This window comes from Kitasatospora sp. NPDC004614 (genome assembly GCF_042873675.1).
Classification (GTDB): Bacteria; Actinomycetota; Actinomycetes; order Streptomycetales; family Streptomycetaceae; genus Kitasatospora.
This window is the reverse complement of record NZ_JBIALR010000004.1, coordinates 214,227-235,736: the sequence shown is the minus strand read 5'-3', so window position 1 is coordinate 235,736 and position 21,510 is coordinate 214,227. Positions and strand designations below refer to the sequence as shown.

At 72.6% G+C, this 21,510-nt stretch carries 20 protein-coding genes and 1 pseudogene; 16 read left to right on the top strand and 5 right to left on the bottom strand.

The genetic code is table 11. The features are described from left to right. The first annotated feature begins 12 nt into the window (after positions 1 to 12). The 7 genes from ACFYST_RS13260 to ACFYST_RS13230 all read left to right on the top strand — a co-directional run bounded on the left by ACFYST_RS13260 (position 13) and on the right by ACFYST_RS13230 (position 5,337). Entirely contained in the window at positions 13 to 588 is a 576-nt protein-coding gene (locus tag ACFYST_RS13260; protein WP_387642788.1) for a GAF domain-containing protein, read from the top strand. Positions 589 to 645: 57 nt separating this feature from the next. After that, positions 646 to 831 carry a hypothetical protein gene (locus ACFYST_RS13255; protein WP_387861783.1) on the top strand — a complete coding sequence of 62 codons (186 nt, stop codon included), beginning with the start codon at positions 646 to 648 and terminating at the stop codon, positions 829 to 831. 15 nt (positions 832 to 846) lie between these two features. Then, complete coding sequence (locus tag ACFYST_RS13250) at positions 847 to 1,005, top strand: hypothetical protein (RefSeq protein WP_387642790.1); 159 nt, start codon at positions 847 to 849, stop codon at positions 1,003 to 1,005. Between the two features lie 5 nt (positions 1,006 to 1,010). Continuing rightward, positions 1,011 to 1,166, top strand: a complete 156-nt coding sequence (locus ACFYST_RS13245) for a hypothetical protein (protein WP_387642791.1) — start codon at positions 1,011 to 1,013, stop codon at positions 1,164 to 1,166. Between the two features lie 34 nt (positions 1,167 to 1,200). Next, positions 1,201 to 1,356, top strand: coding sequence for a hypothetical protein (locus ACFYST_RS13240; protein ID WP_387861781.1), 156 nt, complete (start codon positions 1,201 to 1,203; stop codon positions 1,354 to 1,356). Positions 1,357 to 1,583: 227 nt separating this feature from the next. Next, a complete protein-coding gene (gene lanKC / locus ACFYST_RS13235; RefSeq protein ID WP_387861779.1) occupies positions 1,584 to 4,154 on the top strand; it encodes a class III lanthionine synthetase LanKC in 2,571 nt (856 codons plus the stop codon). A gap of 88 nt (positions 4,155 to 4,242) precedes the next feature. Beyond that, positions 4,243 to 5,337 (top strand): helix-turn-helix transcriptional regulator, encoded by a 1,095-nt coding sequence (locus ACFYST_RS13230; RefSeq protein WP_387861777.1) that lies wholly within the window; start codon positions 4,243 to 4,245, stop codon positions 5,335 to 5,337. A gap of 4 nt (positions 5,338 to 5,341) precedes the next feature. On the opposite strand, the gene ACFYST_RS13225 is transcribed toward ACFYST_RS13230, so the two are convergent. After that, positions 5,342 to 6,052 carry a TetR/AcrR family transcriptional regulator gene (locus tag ACFYST_RS13225; protein WP_387861775.1) on the bottom strand — a complete coding sequence of 237 codons (711 nt, stop codon included), beginning with the start codon at positions 6,050 to 6,052 and terminating at the stop codon, positions 5,342 to 5,344. A gap of 93 nt (positions 6,053 to 6,145) precedes the next feature. Between ACFYST_RS13225 and ACFYST_RS13220 the strand changes: the two genes are divergently transcribed. Then, entirely contained in the window at positions 6,146 to 7,141 is a 996-nt protein-coding gene (locus tag ACFYST_RS13220; protein ID WP_387861773.1) for an aldo/keto reductase, read from the top strand. 85 nt (positions 7,142 to 7,226) lie between these two features. After that, entirely contained in the window at positions 7,227 to 7,778 is a 552-nt protein-coding gene (locus tag ACFYST_RS13215; RefSeq protein WP_387642797.1) for a GNAT family N-acetyltransferase, read from the top strand. A gap of 112 nt (positions 7,779 to 7,890) precedes the next feature. Here ACFYST_RS13215 and ACFYST_RS13210 read toward each other — a convergent pair whose 3' ends face one another. From ACFYST_RS13210 to ACFYST_RS13200, 3 genes are all read right to left on the bottom strand, one after another. Continuing rightward, the gene (locus tag ACFYST_RS13210) at positions 7,891 to 8,709 is read right to left on the bottom strand and encodes a methyltransferase domain-containing protein (RefSeq protein WP_387861772.1); all 819 of its coding nucleotides are present in this window, start codon (positions 8,707 to 8,709) and stop codon (positions 7,891 to 7,893) included. A 611-nt stretch (positions 8,710 to 9,320) separates the two neighbouring features. Next, complete coding sequence (locus tag ACFYST_RS13205) at positions 9,321 to 10,007, bottom strand: response regulator (RefSeq protein WP_387861771.1); 687 nt, start codon at positions 10,005 to 10,007, stop codon at positions 9,321 to 9,323. Continuing rightward, positions 10,004 to 11,584, bottom strand: coding sequence for an ATP-binding protein (locus ACFYST_RS13200; protein WP_387861769.1), 1,581 nt, complete (start codon positions 11,582 to 11,584; stop codon positions 10,004 to 10,006). The genes ACFYST_RS13205 and ACFYST_RS13200 overlap by 4 nt, the downstream gene beginning before the upstream one ends. 235 nt (positions 11,585 to 11,819) lie before the next feature. Between ACFYST_RS13200 and ACFYST_RS13195 the strand changes: the two genes are divergently transcribed. From ACFYST_RS13195 to ACFYST_RS13185, 3 genes are read left to right on the top strand one after another with little or no spacing between them, the layout of a single operon-like run. Next, entirely contained in the window at positions 11,820 to 12,644 is an 825-nt protein-coding gene (locus ACFYST_RS13195) for an ABC transporter ATP-binding protein (protein ID WP_387861768.1), read from the top strand. Then, positions 12,634 to 13,494 carry an ABC transporter permease gene (locus tag ACFYST_RS13190; protein WP_387642802.1) on the top strand — a complete coding sequence of 287 codons (861 nt, stop codon included), beginning with the start codon at positions 12,634 to 12,636 and terminating at the stop codon, positions 13,492 to 13,494. The genes ACFYST_RS13195 and ACFYST_RS13190 overlap by 11 nt, the downstream gene beginning before the upstream one ends. Positions 13,495 to 13,540: 46 nt before the next feature. Further along, positions 13,541 to 14,596 (top strand): ABC transporter substrate-binding protein, encoded by a 1,056-nt coding sequence (locus tag ACFYST_RS13185; RefSeq protein ID WP_387861766.1) that lies wholly within the window; start codon positions 13,541 to 13,543, stop codon positions 14,594 to 14,596. Positions 14,597 to 14,792: 196 nt separating this feature from the next. Here ACFYST_RS13185 and ACFYST_RS13180 read toward each other — a convergent pair whose 3' ends face one another. Continuing rightward, entirely contained in the window at positions 14,793 to 15,173 is a 381-nt protein-coding gene (locus ACFYST_RS13180; RefSeq protein WP_387861764.1) for a DUF6531 domain-containing protein, read from the bottom strand. A gap of 104 nt (positions 15,174 to 15,277) precedes the next feature. Here ACFYST_RS13180 and ACFYST_RS13175 point away from each other — a divergent pair. From ACFYST_RS13175 to ACFYST_RS13160, 4 genes and pseudogenes are all read left to right on the top strand, one after another. Beyond that, a pseudogene (locus ACFYST_RS13175) lies at positions 15,278 to 15,791 on the top strand (transposase); the annotation flags it as partial. Positions 15,792 to 16,186: 395 nt separating this feature from the next. Beyond that, complete coding sequence (locus ACFYST_RS13170; RefSeq protein WP_387861763.1) at positions 16,187 to 17,452, top strand: ThuA domain-containing protein; 1,266 nt, start codon at positions 16,187 to 16,189, stop codon at positions 17,450 to 17,452. A 314-nt stretch (positions 17,453 to 17,766) separates the two neighbouring features. Further along, complete coding sequence (locus ACFYST_RS13165) at positions 17,767 to 19,191, top strand: RICIN domain-containing protein (protein ID WP_387861761.1); 1,425 nt, start codon at positions 17,767 to 17,769, stop codon at positions 19,189 to 19,191. A 107-nt stretch (positions 19,192 to 19,298) separates the two neighbouring features. Continuing rightward, positions 19,299 to 21,494, top strand: a complete 2,196-nt coding sequence (locus ACFYST_RS13160; RefSeq protein ID WP_387861760.1) for an RICIN domain-containing protein — start codon at positions 19,299 to 19,301, stop codon at positions 21,492 to 21,494. Positions 21,495 to 21,510: the final 16 nt, after the last annotated feature.

The window sequence follows — 21,510 nt, the reverse complement described above, 5'->3', positions numbered from 1 at the left end:
ACCGTGGTCGAGATGACCCAGTCAACCGCCCCCGCCGCGCCGTCGACCGATCCCGTGGTGGCGGAACTCCTGCAGTCGGTGGTCGATGTGGCCCGCGCCATCTTCGGCGCCCAGGCCGGTTCGATCCTGCTGCTCGACCACCAGTCCTTCGAGCTGGTCTTCCAGGCGGTGTCCGGCCAGGGGCAGGAGTTCCTGATCGGCCGCCGCTTCCCCGCCGGCCAGGGCATCGCCGGCTGGGTGGCCGGTTCGGGCGAGCCGATGATCGTCGACGACCTGCGCCGCAGCACGTCCTTCGACCAGGAGGTCGCCGAGTCCACCGGCTACGTCCCCGACGCCCTGATGGCCGCCCCGCTCATTCACGGCGACCGCGTCCTGGGCGTCCTGGAGGTGCTGGACCCGGCCCCCGGCCCCACCCGGGCCTGCCTCCCGGAACTCGACCTGCTCGCCCTGTTCGCCCGCCAGGCCGCGGTGGCCCTGCGGGTCGCCGTCGACGGCCCGGCTCCGGCACTCGCCGCGGGCGACCGCGACCGGGCGGTACGACTGCTCGCCGAGGTGCAGCGGCTGATCGGCGACCGCGCCGACTGGTGATGTACCGGCCCTGAACCGGCCCTGAAGCGGCGCCAACTACCCTTTCCGCCAAGGCAGTTGAGCCATCCGAGTGACGAGGAGACCGCGATGGGCACCGACGACCGCACCCCCGAGGACAGCGCCACCGAGTCCGAGGCCGTCCTCTCCCTCCAGGAGACCGCCACCGCCGACGACATCGAGGCCCACGGCCTGGTCCAGAGCGTGTTCTGCTCCCCCGAGACCATGACCATCACGGTCGCCTAGCCTCCGGAGGCCAATATGAGCACCGACCGCATTCCCGAGGACGCCGCCGCCGAGGCGGAAGCCGTCCGCTCCCTCCAGCAGGCACCCGCCGCCGAGGCCGAGGACGTCGAGGGCCACGTCTTCAGCGTCCTCAGCGTGGCCTGCAACACCATCATCGTGACCGAGACGCTGTAGGGCCCGTGAGCACCGACGACAGCGCCGCCGAGGCCGAGGCCGTCCGCGTCCTCCAGGAAGCGCCCGGCGTCGCGGACGACGACGTCCGGGCCCACGCCGCGTTCAGCGTCCAGACCGGCGACCTCACCAGCTTCACCGCCACCCACCTCCCCCAGGCCTGACCGATCCACCCCCATCCGAACACGGGAGACCGCGATGAGCACCGACCGCACCCCTGACAACGACGCCGCCGAGACCGAGACCGTCCTCTCCCTCCAGGAGACCGCCACCGCCGACACCGGCGACGACGTCGAGGCCCACGACACCGCCTGCCACAACTGCTGGCCGCCGACCACCGAAATGGTGTTCTAGTGCCGCGTCAGGCAACCTTCGCCCCGTCGCGACGCGCCCCCAGCCCTTGGGGGGCTGGGAGGTACCCCCAGGCACGCACTCTCGCCGCACCGGTCGAAAACCCAAGTACATCCAGTACGAGGGCTTCCGTCCGGCACGCCGATAGCACGCACCGGACGCCGCTCCTTGACGGGCAATGGCTGCCTGACGCGGCACTAGCTCCCGCCATCACCCGACAGGAGACGTTCATGGCCGAGGCGCCGGCGGAGTTCACCGTCGCGGACCGGGAGTACTACGCGCCGCTGGACACCGCCGCGCCGAAGGGCGACCCGTTCACGCCGGGCCGGCCCGCCGAGGGCTGGCTGGGGGTGGCGAGCGGGGTGTGGACGATGTGGCACCGGGAGGGGATGCCCGCGCTGCCCGCGGACGGCTGGAAGGTGCACGTCTCCGCGCGCCGGTCACGCGCGGCCGCCGTGCTGGACACCGTCGCGGAGATCTGTTTCGCGCAGGACGTCGCGTTCAAGCATCTCGCCACCGACCACTGGTACTGGTGGATCCACCGCAAGCACGCGTCCCGGCCGCAGAGCGGCAAGTTCATCGCCGCGTACCCGGCGGACACCGCCGCCTCCCGCCGTCTGATGGAGGCGCTGCGGGAGGCGCTGGACGGCGAGCAGGGGCCGCTGATCCTGACGGACCGCCGTTTCCCGGGCAGCGAGACCGTCCAGTACCGGTACGGGGCGTACCGGACGCGCGAGCGGCTGGACGCGGACGGCACCCGCACCCTGCTGACCCGCGGTGCCGGCGGCGAGGAGGTGCCGGACCGGCGCGGTGCCTCGTTCCAGCTGCCGGACGGCATGACCGACCCGTTCGCGGTGCGCCCGGTCCCGGCCCGCCCCGAGGGGCCGGTGGTGCTGCGCGGCTTCTCGGTCGGGGACGCGATCGTCCACTCGAGCGGCGGCGGCGCCTACCAGGGGGTGGAGGTCGCCACCGGCCGGAAGGTGTTCGTCAAGGAGGCCCGCCCGTTCCACGGTCTGGGCGAGGGCGAGGACGACGCGGTCTCCCGGCTGCACCGGGAGTGGCGGACGCTGACCGCCCTGCACGCTCTCGCGCCCGGCCTGGCGCCGGAGCCGATCGCTCAATTCCGGGCGGGTGGGCACGAGTTCATGGTCACCGAGTTCGTCGGGGGCAAGGCGCTGAACCGGATCCCGCCGACCAGCCACCCCGGGCTGAAGACCGGCAGCACCGCCGAGGAGTTCGCTGCCTACTACGCGCGGTGCGAGCGGATCCTCGCCGCGATCGAGGCCGCGATGGAACGCCTGCACGCCCTCGGCTGGACGTTCGTGGACGTCAGCCCGGCCAACGTGCTGGTGACGCCCGACGACGGCATCAGGCTGATCGACTTCGAGACCGCCTGCGGCCCCGGCGACACCCCCGGCCGGATGGGCACGCCCGGGTACGTCGCGCCGCGGCACGTCGTGGAGCGGGACGGCCGCACCGCCCACGACGACTTCGGCGTCAGCGGCCTGGCGATGCTGCTGCTGGGCTGCCTGCCGAACACCCCCGGCCGCACGCCCGACTCGCTCACCCACTTCCACCACGACCTGACCGGGAGCGCCCCGATCAGCGAGGTGCTGTGGAAGCGCGCCACCCGCTACCACCCGCCGAGCGAGAACCCGGCGCTGCCCTCGCCGGAGGAGGTCGCCGCCGACCCGCTGCGCCACCTCGCCGAGCTGCGCGACGCCACCGCTGCCGGGCTGCTCGCCGCCGCCGACCCGGCGCACCCGGCGCGGACCTTCCCGACCGTCCCGCAGGGGTACACCGCCAACACCCTGTGCGTGCTCTACGGTGCGGCCGGCGTGCTGCACGCGCTGCACCGCTGCGGCATCGCCGCCCCCGAGGGCGCGCTGGAGCGGCTGCGCCGCGACGCCCTCGCCGCCGGCCCGGAGCTCGCGCCCGGGCTCTACGTCGGCCTGGCCGGGATCGCCTGGGTGCTGGCCGAGCACGGCCTGCTGGACGAGGCCCGGAGCCTGCTGGACACCGCCGACGCGCACCCGCTGACCGGGCGGAGCGCCACCCTGTCCGGCGGCGCGGCCGGCCTGGCGATGGGCCACCTCGCGCTGTACCGCCGCACCGGCGACGCACACCACGCCGAGCGCGCGCACGCCCTGCTGACCGCCCAGCCGGCCGGGGCGGACCTGTCGCCCCGGCTCGGCCCTGACGACGCCACCGGCCTGCTGCACGGGCGCGCCGGACTGGCCCTGGCCCACCAGCAGTTCGCCCGGGTCACCGGCGACACCTCACTGCTGCCGAGGGGCCTGGCACTGCTGCACGCCGAACTCGACCGGGCCACCGACCCGGACGCGCCGGGCCTGCTGTTCCCGGTCTCCGCCGAGGACCGGCGCGCCATGCCGTACCTGGACTGCGGCTCGGCGGGCCTGGCCCACGTCGCCGCCCGGTACCTGCGCACCGTCGCCGACGAACGGCTGGCCGCCGCCGTGCCGCGCCTGCTCGCCCCGCTGCACGGCACCCACACCGCGCTGCCCGCCCTGTACAACGGTGCCGCCGGGTTCGCGTTCGTCCTCGCCGAGCACGCCCTGCTGACCGGTGACGAGCGCTCCCGCGCCGGGGCCGTCCGGGCCTCCCGCGGGCTGTACAAGCACGCGGTGCCGCACGACGGGACGGTGCGCTTCCTCGGCATGGGCCTGCTGCGGTACAGCACCGAACTGTGGACCGGCTCGGCCGGCGTCCTGCTCGCCCTCGACCAGGTCCTCGCGCCGCGCGCCGACCTGCTGTTCACCCTCGACGCCCCGGCCGGGTGAGCCGGTGGCCCGCACCGCCACCGTCGCACAGTGATCAGCTGCGCACACACCGTCGCCACAGCCCGAACACAGATGCTAGCGTCCGCCCATGGGATTACGCGGACCGCAGCGCGCCGCCGCGCGCGCGGCGATCGAAGGCCTGCGGGAACTCACCGCGCAGCGCCTGACCACCAGTCAGCTGTTCCGCCACGCCGATGAACTCCTGCGCCCCGTACTGGAGTTCGACGCGGTCTGCTGGCACACGACCGACCCGGCCACCGGGCTGGTCAACTCGGTGCAGAGCGACGACCTCAACCTCGGCCAGTTCGAGGACGCGGTGCACCTGGAGGTGTGGGCGGACGACCTCGCCACCTTCCCGAAGATCCGCAGCAGCGGGGTGCAGGCCGAGACGCTCAGCCGGGCCAGCCGCGGCGCGCCGCAGAACAGCATCCGCTTCCGCGAGCAGATCTCCCGGTACGGCTTCGGCGACGAGCTGCGCGCGGTGTTCGACGCGGCGGGCGGCATGTGGGGCTGCGCCGCCTTCATGCGCGCCGCCGACCGCGGCCCGTACCCGGCGCGGCAGCGCGAACTCGCCGACACCGCAGCCCGGTTGCTCGGCCAGGCGCTGCGCACCAGCCACCTCCCGCCGACCGGTCCGGGGCCCGCCGACCCCACCCCCGCCGTGCTGCTGCTCGACCGGCACAACCGGCCGCGCACACTGTCCGGCCCGGCGGAGGAACTGCTCTCCCGGGTCGCCGACCCCTCCCCCACCTCGCTCGACGTGCCGACCGCGATCGCGATGGCCGCCGAGCACGCCCGCCGCGCCGCGCACGGCCTGCCGACGCCGCAGATCCCGGTCCGGATCCGCACCCACGACGGCCACTGGTACCTGCTGCACGCCTCACCGGCCCGCGACGCCCGCGACGGCGGTTCGGCCGCCGACGAGGTCACCGTGGTCGCCACCCCCGCCTCCCCCGCGCACGTCATCCCGCTGCACCTGGCCGCCTACGGCCTCACGGCGCGCGAGCAGGACGTGGCGCTGCTGCTGATCCGCGGCGCCGACACCCGCGAGGTCGCGCAGCGCCTGGCGATGGCCCCGTACACCGTCCAGGACCACCTCAAGTCGGTCTTCACCAAGACCGGGGTGAGCCGCCGCCAGGAGCTGACCGCCCTGATCATGCTGGCCCTCAACCCCGGGCCCTGAACGGTCAGTCGGCCTCGTCCATCAAGCGGTTCAGCCACTCGCGCAGCAGCGCCGTCTCGGCCGCCGTGAACCGGTCCGGCTGCTCGGGCAGGGTCGCGTCCAGGGCGATGGCGAGGGCGGCGGGAGTGAGCTGCTCGGGAGCGGGGGCCGGGGCGCAGGTGATGGCGGCGAGGACGGTCTCACGGGTGCGGACGGACAGCGCGACGTCGCGGGTGGCGGGCGGTTCGGCGATCAGCGTCAGGGTGACGCCGAGGGCGGCGGCGCGGAGCATCTGCGCGGCCATCGGCACGGGCAGGCGCAGCCGGCCGTCGCGGGCGACGCGTTCCAGCATCGCGGTGAGCATCCGGCCGGCCCGTTCGGCGGCCTCGACGGCCTCGCCGGGGCGGGCGGCATTGTACATCAGCGTGTAGAAGGCGGGCTGGGCGAGGCCGAATCCGACATGCAGGTCCCAACCGCGGCGCAGGTCGTCGACCGGGTCGGGGCCGGGCGTGCGGGAGGCCTTCTCGGCGAGGTAGCGGGCGAAGCCGTAGTTCACCACGGCGTCCAGCAGGCCCTGCTTGTCGCCGAACAGCCGGTAGAGGGTCGGCGCCTGCACGCCGGCGGCGGCGCCGACGGCGCGTGTGGACATGGCCTCGCTGCCGCCCTGGGCGAGGAGTTCGGCGGCGGCGGCGAGGATGCGTTCGCGGGGGTCGGTGGGGGTGTCGGCGCTGCTCATGCGGAGCAACGTTACCGGAATCTTGTTAGCGATGGATTATCAGTGCTACGGTCCTCTCGTTAGCATGGATACCGAGCGAACGGGGAACCTCTCATGGACACGCGCACCCTCGGCACCGACGGCCCGGTCGTCTCCGCCCTCGGACTCGGCCTGATGGGCATGTCGGACGCCTACGGCGCCGCCGACGACACCGAATCCGTCGCCACCGTCCACGCCGCGCTCGACGCCGGCATCACGCTGCTGGACACCGGCGACTTCTACGGCATGGGCCACAACGAGATGCTGCTGCGCGACGCCCTGCGCGGGCGCGACCGCGACAGCGCCGTGATCAGCGTCAAGTTCGGCGCCCTGCGCGACGCGTTCGGCGCCCCGCTCGGCGTGGACGCCCGCCCGGCCGCCGTGAAGACCTCGCTGGCCTACTCGCTGCGCCGCCTCGGCACCGACCACATCGACATCTACCGCCCGGCCCGGCTCGACCCGGCCGTCCCGATCGAGGAGACCGTCGGCGCGATCGCCGAGATGGTGCGGGCCGGACTGGTCCGCCACATCGGCCTGTCCGAGGTCGGCGCCGAGACGCTGCGCCGCGCCCACGCCGTGCACCCGATCGCCGACCTGCAGATCGAGTACTCGCTGCTCTCCCGCGGCATCGAGGCCGAGATCCTGCCGACCGCCCGCGAGCTCGGCATCGGCATCACCGCCTACGGTGTGCTCTCCCGCGGCCTGCTCTCCGGCCACTGGAGCCGGCAGCGCGAGCTCGGCGAGCGCGACTTCCGCGGCTTCAGCCCGCGCTTCCAGGGCGAGAACCTCGACCACAACCTGGCCCTGGTCGAGGCCCTGCGCGCCGTCGCCGACACCAAGGGCGCCACCGTCGCCCAGGTCGCCATCGCCTGGGTCGCCGCCCAGGGCAAGGACGTCGTCCCCCTGGTCGGCGCCCGCCGCCGCGACCGCCTCGCCGAGGCCCTGGCCGCCGACACCCTCGACCTGACCGCCGCCGACCTCACCGCCATCGAACGGGCCGTCCCCGCCGACTCCGCCGCCGGCAGCCGCTACGCCGCCCCGTTCATGGCCCAGCTCGACAGCGAACGCTGACCGCCCCCGAGGCCGTCGCATGGCCGCCATAACAGCAGGCGTAAGTCAGTTGATCACCTGCCGCCCGTGCCGATACCAATTGCCCGTGATTCAAGGCGAATTGATCGGGCTGCGCGCCCGACACGACAGCGACATCCCGGTCCTGCACTCCGAGCTGTACGAGGACGTGGCCACCCGGTCACGCGCCGACTCCCGCCCCTGGCAGCCCATCTCCGCCGCGTCGGGCCACTCCCCGTTCGTGGTGCCCGGGCCGTCCGACGAGGCGGCCTGCTTCTCCGTCGTCGAGCTGGAGTCGCAGGAACTGGCCGGCGAGGCCCTGCTCTGGGGCATCGACACCCACAGCCGGACGGCTCATCTCGGCCTCGCCCTGCGCCCCGCGTTCCGCGGCCGCGGCCTGGCCGTCGACATCGTGCACACCCTGTGCGAGTACGGATTCCTCGTCCGCGGCTTCCAGCGCCTCCAACTCGAGACCCTCACCGACAACACCCCGATGCTCGCCGCCGCGGCCCGCGCCGGATTCGTCCTGGAGGGAACCCTGCGGCGCGCCGCCTGGGCGTACGGCGGGTACGCGGACCAGGCCGTCCTCGGCCTCCTCTCGGACGAGTGGAAGCCCCGCGAAATCAAGCCCACCCGATAACGAAACAGCCTCGGAAACAGCCCCGGGCACTCCCCTGCGGAGTGCCCGGGCACGCTCTGCGATCCGGCCGGTCGGGTGATCCCCCGATCAGGTCGCGACCGTGTCCGCGTGCTCAGCCGGGGCGGTGACCCACGGCGGCGAACATCGTCACCGACAGGTGAAAGGCGCCCCGGTCGGCGGCGGCGGTGAGGTCGGCGTACAGCCGGTCGCGCTGTTCCTCGGAGATCAGACCCCGGTCCAGGGCGGCGGTGGCGAGGCCCTGCACGATCGGCAGGCTGACAGTGCGCGGGTCGTGCAGGAGGACGTCGGCGCCGGTGCGGTCGACGGTCAGGCCCGCGTCGGTGAGCCACTGGGTGAGACGGCGTCCGGCGTCGAAGGTGGCGGCGGTGCCCTGGGCGATGGTGGCCAGCGCGGGCAGGACCGCCGGGTCGACGGGGTGGAGCACGAAAGTGGACCAGTCGGTGTCGAGCAGCGCGACCCTGCCGCCCGGGCGCAGAACCCGGGCGATCTCGGTGACGGCCCGCGCCGGTTCGGACAGGTGCTGGAGGACGCGCTCGCACCGGACGGCGTCCAAACCCGCGTCGGGCAGCGACAGGGCGAGCGCGTCACCGTCCACGAAGCGGGCGCGGCTGCCGGCCTCCGCCGCGCGCCGTTCCGCCTCGGCGCGCAGGCCCGGGTGGGGTTCCACGCCGATCGCGGAGCCGTCCGGGCCGACGTCCTCGGCAAGTACCTGGGTCTCCGAGCCGGTGCCGGAGCCGATGTCCACCGCCCGCTCGCCCGGCATTGCGGCGAGGCCCGCGCGGGCCCAGGCACGCAGCCGACGCACGCCCGGGTTGGCGGCCTGGGCGTCCAGCGCGGCGATCAGCCGGTCCGTGACCGCCGGGTCGGTGTTGGCCGTGTGGAACGCCGATGTGGGGCGCCGATCGGTCATGGCTCCACTGTAGGCATGCCCGCACCGGCCGGCCCCGCGCCTCCAGCGCACAGGCGCGGTGACGCGCCTCCTCCGCCTCGTTCAACCGCTGCGCATCCCGTCCCGGCGCGGCCGTGCGCGACCGGGGCACCCGCTCCCGCAACCACATCGAACGCCTGCCGGTGAGCACCTTCGAGCGCTCCCGCTCCCAGGCCCGGTTGCCACTGCGGCGGCTGTGGACCGCAACCCGCCCGCTACGCCGGGTGCGCCGCAGGAGTGCTGACCGGAGCGTGAGTGCGGGAGCCCGAGGCGGAACTGCTGAACCGCGTGCTGCGGGACGCGCTGGCCGCCGTCGAGGAGGGCGTGCTCGTCCGCAGGTGAGCTGCGGGCTCAACCGGTGAGCCGCAGCTCCTCGGCCCGGCAGCTCGGGTGGAGCAGCTGCCCGTGCCGCTTGACCGCGTTCCCGGCGACCAGCACGGTGTTCACGACGGCGCGGTCCATGGCACAGACCACCGTGCCCACCAGGTCGTGCGCCGGCAGTACGCCCGACCGTCCGGGGCGCCGCCGAGATGCAGGGCGGAGCAGCGGGAGACCTGGCGGGCCATCAGTCACGGGACAGCCTTTGGTCGGCCTCAGCGGCCCGCGAGCAGGTATTCGTGCTCGGGGCGGCCGGTGTCCCCGTAGCGGAGGGACAGGCGCAGTCGGCGGTCGCGGGCCAGGTGCTTGAGGTAGCGCTGGGCGGTGGAGCGCGACAGGCCGGTGGCGTCGGCGACCTGCTGGGCGGACAGTGGCTGCCCGGCGTCGCGCAGGGCCCCGAGGACGAGGTCGGTGGTGGGCGCGCTGTGGCCCTTGGGCAGGGCGGTGGCCGGAGAGGCCGCGGTACGCAGGGCGGCGAACATCCGGTCGACCTCGTCCTGGGAGGTCTCCCGGGCGGCGGGTCCGGCCAGGGCGTGGCGCAGGTCGGCGTAGGCGGTGAGTTTGTCGCGCAGGCCGGCGAAGCTGAATGGCTTGACCAGGTACTGCAGGGCGCCGTGTTGCATCGCCTCGTGGACGGTGGAGACGTCGCGGGCGGCGGTGACCATCATGACGTCGCAGCGGATGCCGGCTTCACGCAGGCGTCGGACCAGGGCCAGGCCGCTTTCGTCGGGCAGGTGGTGGTCGAGCAGCACCAGGTCGACGGGGGCGCGTTCGAGGACGGCCAGTGCCTGGCCGGCGCTGTGCGCGGTCCCGGTGACCCGGAACCCCGGGATCTTCGCGACGTACGCGGCGTGCACGTCCGCGACCCGGAAGTCGTCGTCGACCACGAGGACGTCGATCATGCGTTCTCCACGGTGTGCAGGGCCTCGGGCAGTTCGACGGTGAAGCGGGCCCCGCCGAGCGCTCCGGTGCCGACGGCGAGTCGCCCGCCGGAGCGTTCGACCAGGCGGCGTACCAGGGCCAGGCCGAGGCCGCGGGGGCGGTGCGCGGGGGCGCCCTTGCTGGTCCAGCCCTCCTCGAAGATCCGCTCGCGCAGGTGCGCCGGGACGCCGGGGCCGCTGTCGGCGACCTCGGCCAGCACGGTGGGGCCGACGGCGCGCAGCCGCACCTCGACGGCGCCGCCCGGCACCGCGTCCAAGGCGTTGTCGACCAGGTTGCCGACCACGGTGACCAGGGTCCGGGCGTCGACGGCGGCGTCGGGCAGGTGGCTGTCGGAGGTGACGGTCAGCCGGATGCCGCGTTCGGCGGCGACGGCGGCCTTGCCCGCCAGCAGGGCGGCCAGGTGCGGGTCCTGGACCTGTGCGCCGATCCGGGCGGCGAGCGCGGCGTGCGAGCCGGACTGCTCGGAGATGAACGCGGCGGCCTGGTCGTGTCGGCCGAGTTCGAGCAGCCCGAGCAGGGTGTGCATCCGGTTGGCGTGCTCGTGGTCCTGCGCCCGCAGAGCCTCGGTCAGCCCCCGGGTGTGGTCCAACTCCCTCACCAGGTACTCCAGTTCGGTGCGGTCGCGGAGGGTGATAACGGCGCCGCCGTCGGCGGGGGCGGTCCGGTTGACGACCAGCACCCGTTCGTCGCGGACGGCCGGCAGGTCGGCGCCCTCGATCCGCCCGGTCAGCGCGTCCGCGAGCCGGCCCGGCGGCAGGACCTCGTCGACGGTGCGCCCGGCGCAGTCGGCCGGCAGCGCAAGCAGGCGCAGCGCCTCGTCGTTGGCCAGGCGGATCCGGCCGGACGCGTCGAGCGCCAGCATGCCCTCGCGAATGCCGTGCAGCATCGCCTCGCGCTCGATCAGCAGGGCGGCGATGTCGGCGACCGCGATGTTGTGGGTGCGGCGCTTCAAACGCCGGGCGAGCACCAGCGTGGCCGCGAGGCCGACGACCAGGCCCGCGCCCGCGCACAGCAGGATGCCGCCGACCATCGACAGCAGCTGGCCACGGATCGAGTCGTCGCTGAGGCCGACCGACACCTCGCCGACGATCCGGCCGTCGGCCAGCCGCAGCGGCACCTTGCCGCGGGCGGTGCGCCCCAGGGTGCCGTCCTGGATCGCGGTGACGCTCTCGCCGCGCAGCGCGGGTTCGGGGTCGGTGGAGACCCGCAGGCCGATCCGGGTCGGGTCGGTGTGCGAGAGCCGGATGCCCGCGGTGTCGGTGATGACGACGAACTCGGCTCCGGTGGAGCGCCGCACCCGTTCGGCGACGTCCTGGGCGGTGTCCGAGTCGCGGGCGGCCGCGGCTGCGGCGACGTTCGGGTCGGTGGCGGTGACCTGGGCGATGGCCAGCGCCCGCTGCATGGCCGCGCGGTCGAGTTCGCGGCTGACCGGGGCGAGGAACAGCCCGGCGGTCAGGGCGCTGACGCCGACGGTCACGACCGTCTGGGCGAGCAGGAGCTGGGCGAAGACCCGGCGGGGCCAGTGGGGGCGCCTCATCGCGGTCTCCTTCCGGCGCGGCGGGGCGAGGGTGCAGGTCACCTTATGTTTCCGGGGTGTTTCTGTCAGCCCCCGCCCCCGTTGTTGTAGCGGAAGCAAAACGAGCACAACACCCCTCAACGCCGCAAAGCCGCGATACGCCCGCAAGGCTCCCGCGCCGCTCCCGCTGCTCGTAGCGTCCCGGTCCACAGCAGCGGGCCGGCGAGGGAGCCGGCCGAGGAGGTAGGTGGTTCACGTGGACCCGCACAAGGCCGGGGCCGTCCCGGCGATCGAGTTGACCGGGGCGACCAAACGCTTTCGGACGCCGTCCGGCACCCTGCACACCGCCGTCCGGGAGCTCGACCTGACCGTCGCCCCGGGCGAGTTCGTCGCCGTCGTCGGCCCGACCGGCTGTGGCAAGTCCACCACGCTGACCCTGGTCAGCGGCCTGGAGGAACCCACCGAGGGCGAGGTGCGGGTGTACGGCGAGCCGGTGTCCGGCATCAACGGGCACGTCGGCTTCGTCTTCCAGCAGGACGCCGTCTTCCCGTGGCGCACGGTGCTCTCCAACGTCATGGCCGGTCCCCGCTTCCGCGGCGTCCCGGCCGAGCAGGCCCGGGAGAAGGCCCGCGACTGGCTGGCCCGGGTGGGCCTGTCGGCGTTCGAGGACCGCTACCCGCACCAGCTCTCCGGCGGCATGCGCAAGCGCGTCGCGCTGGCCCAGACCTTCGTCAACGACCCGCGGATCCTGCTGATGGACGAGCCGTTCTCCGCACTCGACGTGCAGACCCGGGCGCTGATGTCCGACCAGTTGCTGGAGCTGTGGGCGGGCACCGGCTCCTCGGTGGTCTTCGTCACCCACGACCTGGACGAGGCGATCGCGCTGGCCGACCGGGTGGTCGTGATGACCGCCGGCCCCGCCACCGTCAAGGAGGTCTTCACCGTCGACCTGCCGCGCCCGCGCACCGTCGAGGCCGTCCGCCTGGAGCCGCGCTTCGTCGAGCTGTACCGCGAGATCTGGGCCTCGCTGGGCGAAGAGGTCCGCATCACCCGTGAGAGAGGAGCGGGTCGTGCCGCTTGAGACCGCCCCCGCCCCTGCCGCGCCCGCGGCCACCCGCACCGAGATCCGTGAACGGGCCGCCCGCAACCGCAAATTGGGCGTGTACGGGGCCCGGGCCACCGTGCTGGCCGCCTTCCTCGGCCTGTGGGAGGTCTGCTCCCGCACGGGGGTGATCGACCCGTTCAACTTCTCCCAGCCGTCGAGGATCTGGGACCAGATCTGGCAGTGGATCACCCACGGCACCGCGCAGGGCTCGCTCGGCGAGCAGATCGGCTACACCCTGTACGAGGCGCTGACCGGCTGGGTACTGGGCGTGGCCGGCGGTGTGCTGCTGGGCATCGCGCTGGGCCGCGTCCGCTTCCTGGCCGACGTGTTCGGCCCGTACGTCAAGGTGCTGAACGCGATCCCGCGGATCGTGCTGGCGCCGATCTTCCTGATCTGGTTCGGCCTCGGCCCCGCCTCCAAGGTCGCCTCCGCCGTGGTCCTGGTGTTCTTCCCGGTGTTCTTCAACGCCTTCCAGGGCGCCCGCGAGGTGGACCGCAACCTGGTCGCCAACGCCCGCATCCTGGGCGCCGACAACCGCAAGGTCACCCTGCAGGTGGTCATCCCCGCCGCCACCACCTGGATCTTCACCAGCCTGCACGTCAGCTTCGGCTTCGCCCTGATCGGCGCGATCGTCGGCGAGTACATCGGCGCCACCAAGGGTCTGGGCCTGATGGTCGCCGCCGCCCAGGGCACCTTCAACGCGGCCGGCGTGTACGCCGCGATGACCATCCTGGCCGTGGTCGCGCTGCTGACCGAGGGCCTGCTGACCTTCGCCGAGAAGCGGCTGTTCCGCTGGAAGCCGGCCGACACCGGCGACGGCCGCTGACCCCACCCCACCCGTTCCCCCTTCACCCCGAGAGGCTCCCCCCACCATGCGCAGAACCGCTGCCGCCGCCCTCGCCGCCGTCCTCCTGCTGCCGCTGGCCGCCTGTGCCAACGACGCCGCCACCTCGCACAACGGCGCCGCCCCCGCGGGGAAGAAGGTCGACGGCCCCACCGTCAAGATCATGGTCGGCGGCCTGGACAAGGTCATCTACCTGCCCGCCATGCTGACCCAGCGACTCGGCTACTTCGCCGACGCCGGCGTCAACGTCGAACTGCTCAGCGAGCCGGCCGGCGTGAACGCCACCACCGCGCTGCTGGCCGGCGACGTACAGGGCGCCGTGGGCTTCTACGACCACACCATCGACCTGCAGGCCAAGGGCAAGAGCGTCGAATCGGTCGTCCAGTTCGCCCAGGCCCCCGGCGAGGTCGAGGTGGTCTCCGCCAAGCAGGCCGACGCGATCAAGACCGGCGCGGACTTCAAGGGCCGCAAGCTCGGCGTCACCAGCATCGGCTCCTCCACCGACTTCCTCACCAAGTACCTGGCCGTCAAGAACGGCGTCAGCGCGAACGAGTTCAGCCCGATCGCGGTCGGCGCCGGCCAGACCTTCATCGCCGCGCTCCAGCAGGGCTCGATCGACGCCGGCATGACCACCGACCCGACGGTGGCGAACATCCTGTCCAAGCAACTCGGCACCGTCCTGTACGACATGCGCACCCCCGAAGGCTCCCGGGCCGCGCTCGGCGGCCTCTACCCCTCCTCCTCGCTCTACATGAACACCGCCTGGGTGAACGGCAACAAGGACACCGTCCAGAAGCTCGCCAACGCTTTCGTGAAAACCCTGAAGTGGATGAACACCCACACCCCGGAGGAGATCGCCGCCCAGATGCCCGCCGACTACGCCCAAGGCGGCGCCGCCGAGTACGCGGCCGCGATCAAGGCCACCCTGCCGATGTTCACCACCGACGGCCTGATGCCCCCCGGCGGCCCGGAGACCGTACTCTCCGTGCTGGCCGCCTTCCACCCGGACGTCCAGGGCAAGGAGTCCACCGTCGACCTGTCCAAGACCTACACCACCGAGTTCGCCACCAAGGCCACCGGCTGACCCTCCCGCCACCGGTGACGGTCCCGAGCCCTCCGCACAATGGGCGCGGGACCGCCGGGCGGACAGTGGCGAAATCGGATCAGCCGAACAATCGGCGCACGGCAGGCGGTTGAGCGCCGAACCGCTGGCGATCCTGCGGCGGTCGATGGGCGAGGAGAACGGGTACGGGCCCCGCCGGCATCGCCGAGCGGGCCTGTCAGCCCGGGAGAGGCATGGCCGAAACCGTCGCATAGAGACGTTCGACCGGGAAGAGGCCGGCGGCGGCCGCGGTGCTGGTGAGGACCTGGGCCCCGTCGGTCCCGGCGACGGCTTCGGTGACGAACCGGGCCTCGGCGCCGGTGGCGGCGGTGAGCTTCAGGTGGTCCAGAGCGGGACGCCGTGCTCGTCGCCACCTCTGGCCCATCCAACGGCCCGTCAGCAGACCCGACTCGAAGTTCCGGGTGAACTCCAGCGGCAGCGAGCCCGGCAGCGAGACGTCGACCCGGTCGATGTGCATCCGGCCGGTGGCAATGTCGGCCGGCTCGCCGCCCCCGCACCGGGTGTCCTGCGGGCGGCCCTCGGTCCGGGGGCTCTTCACCTGGTCACGGCCCCGCCCCTTCGGGTGCGAGCCGCCGCCCTTTCCCCGCCCGCCACTGCCCGAACGCGGGTGATGGAGACCGTCGCCACGCTACGCCCTGCTTCGTGACGCGAGCGCAACTGACGGGTGCGGAGTGGGAGTTCATCGAGCCGCACCTGCCGATCGGCGAGTACGGCCCGCACCCGGAACGGCTGCGGGGGCAGTTCGAGGGCGTGATCTGGCGGTTCCGGACGGGCGCGCAGCGGCGGGAGGTGCCGAGCGAGTTCGGCGCCTGGTCGACCGTGCACAACCGCTTCCGGCAGTGGCGGGACGCGGGCGTGTTCGAGGCCCTGCTGGAGGGCGCGATCGCGGAAGCCGCCAAGCGGAGCCCACGTCGCCGGCGAGCGCAAGTGCCCGCCACCGGCGTTCGTTCTGACCGAGGGTCAGGCCGCCGACAGCCCGCAGTTCATCCCCGTGCTGCGGAAGGTTCGGGCCCGCGGGCCGGTCGGCCGACCCCGCACCCGTCCCGACGCGGCCGCCGGGGACAAGTCCTGCGACCGCGGCGTTCATGCTGCCGCACATGGCCCAGCTCTGCGATCACTTCCACGCCGGAGCCGGTTCCGGACCGGCCTCCCCGAGTGAACCGCGCCCACACCTCGGCGTCAAGACTTAACGGCAACGCTGATGAAATGTCAAAGGCCAAGCCCTGAAAGCACATTGAGCATTCAAGAACCGAATCCACAGGGCTTGACGTGACTGGTTCAGACCTTTTAGGTTCACGCCACAGCCAGCCCGAAGGCCACCGCAGAATCCGGGCACCGCACCAGGAACTCCCTCGCGCCGCCGATCCGCCCACTGCACGACCAGGCCCCGCCGATGTACCCGTCCAACCCGCCGACAGGCCCCGGCGGCCCCTCCCGCCCCATGGCTTCGCACGCCCACACGACAGGCGGCCCCACCGCCGGCGCATCCCCCAGGCACCACGCCATGAACGTCCCCTTCCCGCGGCTCACCCCCACCGAAGGAGCGACACCATGCCCCGCCGACCCACCCCCCGGCGGCTCCCCCGAGCCGTCCTCGCCCTGATCGCCCTCCTGCTCGGCGTCCTCTCCCCCGCCGCTCACGCGAGCGCCGCCGCACCGGACTTCAAGGTGATCGCGTTCTACAGCGGCACCTGGGACGCCGCCCACATCGACTTCGACAAGGAAGCCAACGCCTGGTTCCCCCAGGCCGCGGCTGCCCACAACTTCACCTACACGGCGACCACGAACTGGGACCTGCTGGCCAACGGCGGCGTCGACGCCTACGACGTCGTCCTGTTCCTCGACGACGCCCCGCAGAGCGCCGCCCAGCGGGCCGGCTTCGAGCGGTACATGCGCGGCGGTGGCGCCTGGCTCGGCTTCCACGTCTCAGCGTTCACCACCGACGCCTCGAGCTGGGACTGGTATTACAACCAGTTCCTGGGCAGCGGGAACTTCCGCTCCAACACCTGGGGCCCCACCACCGCCGTCCTGCGCACCGAGAACGGCACCCACCCCGCCGCGGCGTCGCTGCCGGCGACCTGGACCTCGGCCGTCAGCGAGTGGTACGCCTGGTCGAACAACCTGCGGGCCAACCCGAACATCAAGGTCCTGGCCTCGGTCGACCCGTCCAGCTTCCCGCTCGGCAGCGACCCCAACCAGGCCTGGTACAGCGGCGACTACCCGATCATCTGGACCAACACGCAGTACCGCATGCTGTACGCCAACTTCGGCCACAACGCCATGAACTACAGCACCAACACCCGCACCTCCTCCACCTTCGCCTCCGCCACCCAGAACCGGATGCTGATCGACTCGCTGAAGTGGCTGGGCAAGGCTCCGGCCACGACCGACCCCTGGTACACCCTCACCTCGCAGGCCAACGGCCTGTGCGTGGACGCCCGCGCCGCCGCCACCGCCAACGGCACCGCGATCCAGCAGTACACCTGCAACGGCACCACCGCCCAGCACTTCCGCACCACCGCCACCGACAGCGGCTACGTCCGCCTCGCGGCCCGCAACAACCCCGACCAGGTCATCGACGTCACCGGCGTCTCCACCGCCGACAACGCGCCCCTGCAGCTGTGGACCTACGGCGGCGGCGCCAACCAGCAGTGGCGGCCCGTCACCGAGGCCAACGGCGCCCAGCACTTCGTCGCCCGCCACAGCGGCAAGTGCCTCACCGCCGCCACCACCGCGGCCACCAACTCCGTCCAACTCGTCCAGCGCACCTGCGACAACTCCGCCGCCCAGAGCTTCCGCCTCACCGCACAGCCCTGACCCGCCGGGCACACCGCCGGGCGGGTCACCGTATGCCCGGCGGCGCTGCCGCACAGCCCGCACCGGCGCGTAGCACGCCACCACGCAGGCCGGATGCGCCTGGTGTTCACCGCCAACACCGGCCGGCCGGCGGGCCAGGTGTCCCAACTCCAGGTCCACGCCTCCTGATCCGTGGCCCTGCGCCCTGTCGCAGGGGCTCCCGGCCGGAAGAGCCCCCTGTCCGGTCCGTGGACGGCACCAGACCTCCTCAGCCCGGACCTCCTCCGCCCAGACCCCGCCCATGTCACAGACCTGCCTCTCTGTAAGGAGTTGCCTTGATCCGCTCCGTTGTCCGCCGCACTCTGGCGGCAGCCGTCGCGCTGCCCGCCACCATCGCGGCCATGCTGGTGGCCGGCGCCGGCCCGGCCTCCGCCGCGGCCAACCCCGGGCCCGGCTTCCCGGCCCACTTCGCCGCCCCGTACCTGGAGACGTGGAATCCGACGTCGGTGCTGACCGACGTCCGCAACGCCGGACTGAAGTACGTCACCCTCGCCTTCGTGATCAGCGACGGCAGCTGCAACGCCACCTTCAACGGCAACGTCTCGATCACGGACGTGTCCTGGACCAACGCGGTCAACGCGCACCGGGCGGCCGGCGGCGACGTGATCGCCTCCTTCGGCGGCGCCGGCGGCACCGAGCTGGGCCAGGCCTGTACCAGCGTCTCCGCGCTGCAGGCGCAGTACAAGCGGGTGGTGGATGCGCTCAACCTGACCCGGATCGACCTGGACATCGAGGGTGCCGCCCTCAACGACACCGCCGCGAACGACCGCCGCAACCAGGCGCTCGCCCAGCTTCAGCAGGCGCAGGCCGCGGCCGGCAAGCGCCTCGACGTCAACTACACCCTCCCGGTCAACCCCACCGGTCTGGAGTCCAACTCCCTCAGCCTGCTCAACAACGCCAAGAGCCGCGGTCTGACGGTCAACGCCGTCAACATCATGACGATGGACTACGGCCCGGCGATGGACATGGGCCAGGCCGCGATCAACGCCGCCAATGCCCTGCACACCCAGCTCGGGCAGATCTGGAACACCAAGACCTCCGCGCAGCTGTGGGCGATGGAGGGCAACACCCCGATGATCGGGGTCAACGACTCCACCGTCGAGGTGTTCTCCACCGCCAACGCGCAGGCCCTGGAGTCCTTCGCCGCAGCCAACGGCATCCAGATGCTGGCGTTCTGGGCCCTGGGCCGCGACAAGGCCTGCGCCAGCAACGGCACCCTGTCCGACAGTTGCAGCGGCACCTCGCAGTACCCCTGGCAGTTCGCCCAGACCTTCAACCAGATCACCGGCGGCACCACCACCCCGCCGCCGAGCGGCCGGACCGGCCAGATCACCGGCTACGGCGGCAAGTGCGTGGACGTCGCGGCCGCCAACTCGGCCAACGGCACCGCGATCCAGCTCTACGACTGCAACGGCACCGCCGCGCAGTCCTGGACGGTCGGCACCGACGGCACGATCCGCGCGCTCGGCAAGTGCCTGGACCTGACCTCGGGCGGCACCGCCAACGGCACCCAGGCCCAGCTGTACGACTGCAACGGCACCGGCGCCCAGCAGTGGCAGGCGCAGTCGAACAAGACCCTGGTGAACCCGGCCTCCGGCCGCTGCCTGGACGCCACCGGCCCGTCCTCCGCGAACGGCACCCGGCTGCAGATCTGGGACTGCTTCGCCGGCGCCAACCAGCAGTGGAACCTGCCCGCCTGACCGCCCGCCGACCGGGCGCCCGGCACGCACCTGCCGGGCGCGCCCCACCCCCTGTTTCGGCACCGCACGTCCTGACGCTCCATCACCCCTGAACAGGAGCACACCACTTGCACCCCACTCCGCTGCGCCGACGGGTTCTTCCCCTGAGTGCGACCGCCGGCCTGCTGGCCTCCACCGCGGTCCTGCTGGCCCCCGCCCCCGCCGCCCTCGCCGCCGTCCCCACCACCGTGAGCACCCTCGTCGCGCAGAACTCCGGCAAGTGCGTCGATGCCGCCAACGCCGCCACCGCCAATGGCACCGCCGTCCAGCAGTACGCCTGCAACGGCACCGGCGCCCAGCAGTGGCTGGCCCAGGACCTCGGCAACGGCTACGTCCGCATCAACGCCTCCGCCAACACCGCCCAGGCCCTCGACGTCACCGACGTCTCCACCGCCGACGGAGCCAGGATCCAGCTCTGGGCCTACGGAGGCGGCCTCAACCAGCAGTGGCAGGCCGTCCCCGAGGCATCCGGTGCCTACCACTTCGTCAACCGCAACAGCGGCAAGTGCCTGGACGTCCCCTCCGCCTCCACCGCCGACGCCGTCCAGCTGCAGCAGTACACCTGCAACGGCACCGCCGCCCAGTCCTTCACCTTCGGCGCCACCTCCACCACCCCCAACCCGCCCGGCACCCCCGACTTCGGCCCCAACGTCGCCGTCTTCGACCCCAGCACCCCCCAGGCCACCATCCAAGCCAAGCTCAACCAGGTCTTCTCCCAGCAGGAGAGCAACCAGTTCGGCACCCAGCGTCAGGCCCTGCTCTTCAAGCCCGGCAGCTACAACGTCAACGCCAACGTCGGCTTCTACACCCAGGTCGCGGGCCTCGGCCTGTCCCCCGACGACGTCACCATCAACGGCGCGGTGCACGCCGAGGCCGACTGGTTCCAGGGCAACGCCACCCAGAACTTCTGGCGCTCCGCCGAGAACCTCTCGGTCAACCCGACCGGCGGCGCCGACCGCTGGGCGGTCTCGCAGGCCGCCCCGTACCGGCGCATGCACGTGCGCGGCAACCTGCAGCTCGACGACGGCGGCTGGTCCTCCGGCGGTTTCATCTCCGACTCGAAGATCGACGGCCAGATCAACTCCGGCTCCCAGCAGCAGTGGCTCTCCCGCAACTCCCAGTGGGGCAGCTGGGCCGGAGCCAACTGGAACATGGTGTTCGTCGGCGACGTCAACGCCCCCGCCAACACCTTCCCCAACCCGCCCTACACCACCGTCGGCCAGACCCCCGTCGTGCGCGAGAAGCCCTTCCTGTATGTCGACGCCGCCGGCGCCTACAAGGTCTTCGTCCCCGCGCTGCGCAACAACACCACCGGCATCACCTGGGCCGGCGCCCAGCAGGGCACGTCCCTGCCGATCGACCAGTTCTACATCGTCAAGCCCGGCGCCGGCGCCGCCGACATGAACACCGCCCTCGCCCAGGGCAAGAACCTGCTGGTCACCCCCGGGGTCTACCACCTCAACCAGGCCCTGAACATCACCCGGCCCGACACCGTCGTCCTCGGCCTGGGCCTGGCCACCCTCATCCCCGACAACGGCATCACCGCCGTCAACGTCGCCGACGTCGACGGCGTCAAGGTCGCGGGCCTGCTCATCGACGCCGGCACCGTCAACTCGCAGACACTCATGCAGATCGGCGCCGGCACCGCGAGCGCCGTCGACCACAGCGCCAACCCCACCTCCCTGCACGACGTGTTCTTCCGCATCGGCGGCGCGGGCGTCGGCAAGGCCACCCAGTCGCTGGTCGTCAACTCCAACAACGTCATCGGCGACCACATGTGGCTGTGGCGCGCCGACCACGGCAGCGGCGTCGGCTGGACCAGCAACACCGCCGCCAACGGGCTGATCGTCAACGGCAACAACGTCACCCTGTACGGCCTGTTCGTCGAGCACTACCAGCAGACCCAGGTGATCTGGAACGGCAACAACGGCCGCACCTACTTCTTCCAGAACGAGCTGCCCTACGACCCGCCGAACCAGGCCGCCTGGATGAACGGCGCCACCCGCGGCTTCCCCGCCTACAAGGTCGCCGACTCCGTGACCAACCATGAAGCCTGGGGCCTGGGCTCCTACGCCTACTTCAACGTCAACCCCGCCGTGGTCGAGGAGCACTCCTTCGAGGTGCCCTACCGCTCCACGGTCCGCTTCCACGACATGGTGACCGTCTCGCTCGGCGGCACCGGCACCATCGCCCACGTCATCAACTCCACCGGCGGCCCCTCCAACTCGGCCACCAACGTGGCCAACCTGGTCGCCTACCCGTAGACCACAGCGCACCGGT

What these genes read in the sequence shown, in the direction of transcription:
- ACFYST_RS13260 (WP_387642788.1), top strand. Translation starts at nt 13, where the DNA reads ATGACCCAGTCAACCGCCCCCGCCGCGCCGTCGACCGATCCCGTGGTG.
- ACFYST_RS13250 (WP_387642790.1), top strand. Translation starts at nt 847, where the DNA reads ATGAGCACCGACCGCATTCCCGAGGACGCCGCCGCCGAGGCGGAAGCC.
- ACFYST_RS13240 (WP_387861781.1), top strand. Translation starts at nt 1,201, where the DNA reads ATGAGCACCGACCGCACCCCTGACAACGACGCCGCCGAGACCGAGACC.
- lanKC (WP_387861779.1), top strand. Translation starts at nt 1,584, where the DNA reads ATGGCCGAGGCGCCGGCGGAGTTCACCGTCGCGGACCGGGAGTACTAC.
- ACFYST_RS13230 (WP_387861777.1), top strand. Translation starts at nt 4,243, where the DNA reads ATGGGATTACGCGGACCGCAGCGCGCCGCCGCGCGCGCGGCGATCGAA.
- ACFYST_RS13225 (WP_387861775.1), bottom strand. Translation starts at nt 6,052, where the DNA reads ATGAGCAGCGCCGACACCCCCACCGACCCCCGCGAACGCATCCTCGCC.
- ACFYST_RS13220 (WP_387861773.1), top strand. Translation starts at nt 6,146, where the DNA reads ATGGACACGCGCACCCTCGGCACCGACGGCCCGGTCGTCTCCGCCCTC.
- ACFYST_RS13210 (WP_387861772.1), bottom strand. Translation starts at nt 8,709, where the DNA reads ATGACCGATCGGCGCCCCACATCGGCGTTCCACACGGCCAACACCGAC.
- ACFYST_RS13205 (WP_387861771.1), bottom strand. Translation starts at nt 10,007, where the DNA reads ATGATCGACGTCCTCGTGGTCGACGACGACTTCCGGGTCGCGGACGTG.
- ACFYST_RS13200 (WP_387861769.1), bottom strand. Translation starts at nt 11,584, where the DNA reads ATGAGGCGCCCCCACTGGCCCCGCCGGGTCTTCGCCCAGCTCCTGCTC.
- ACFYST_RS13185 (WP_387861766.1), top strand. Translation starts at nt 13,541, where the DNA reads ATGCGCAGAACCGCTGCCGCCGCCCTCGCCGCCGTCCTCCTGCTGCCG.
- ACFYST_RS13170 (WP_387861763.1), top strand. Translation starts at nt 16,187, where the DNA reads ATGCCCCGCCGACCCACCCCCCGGCGGCTCCCCCGAGCCGTCCTCGCC.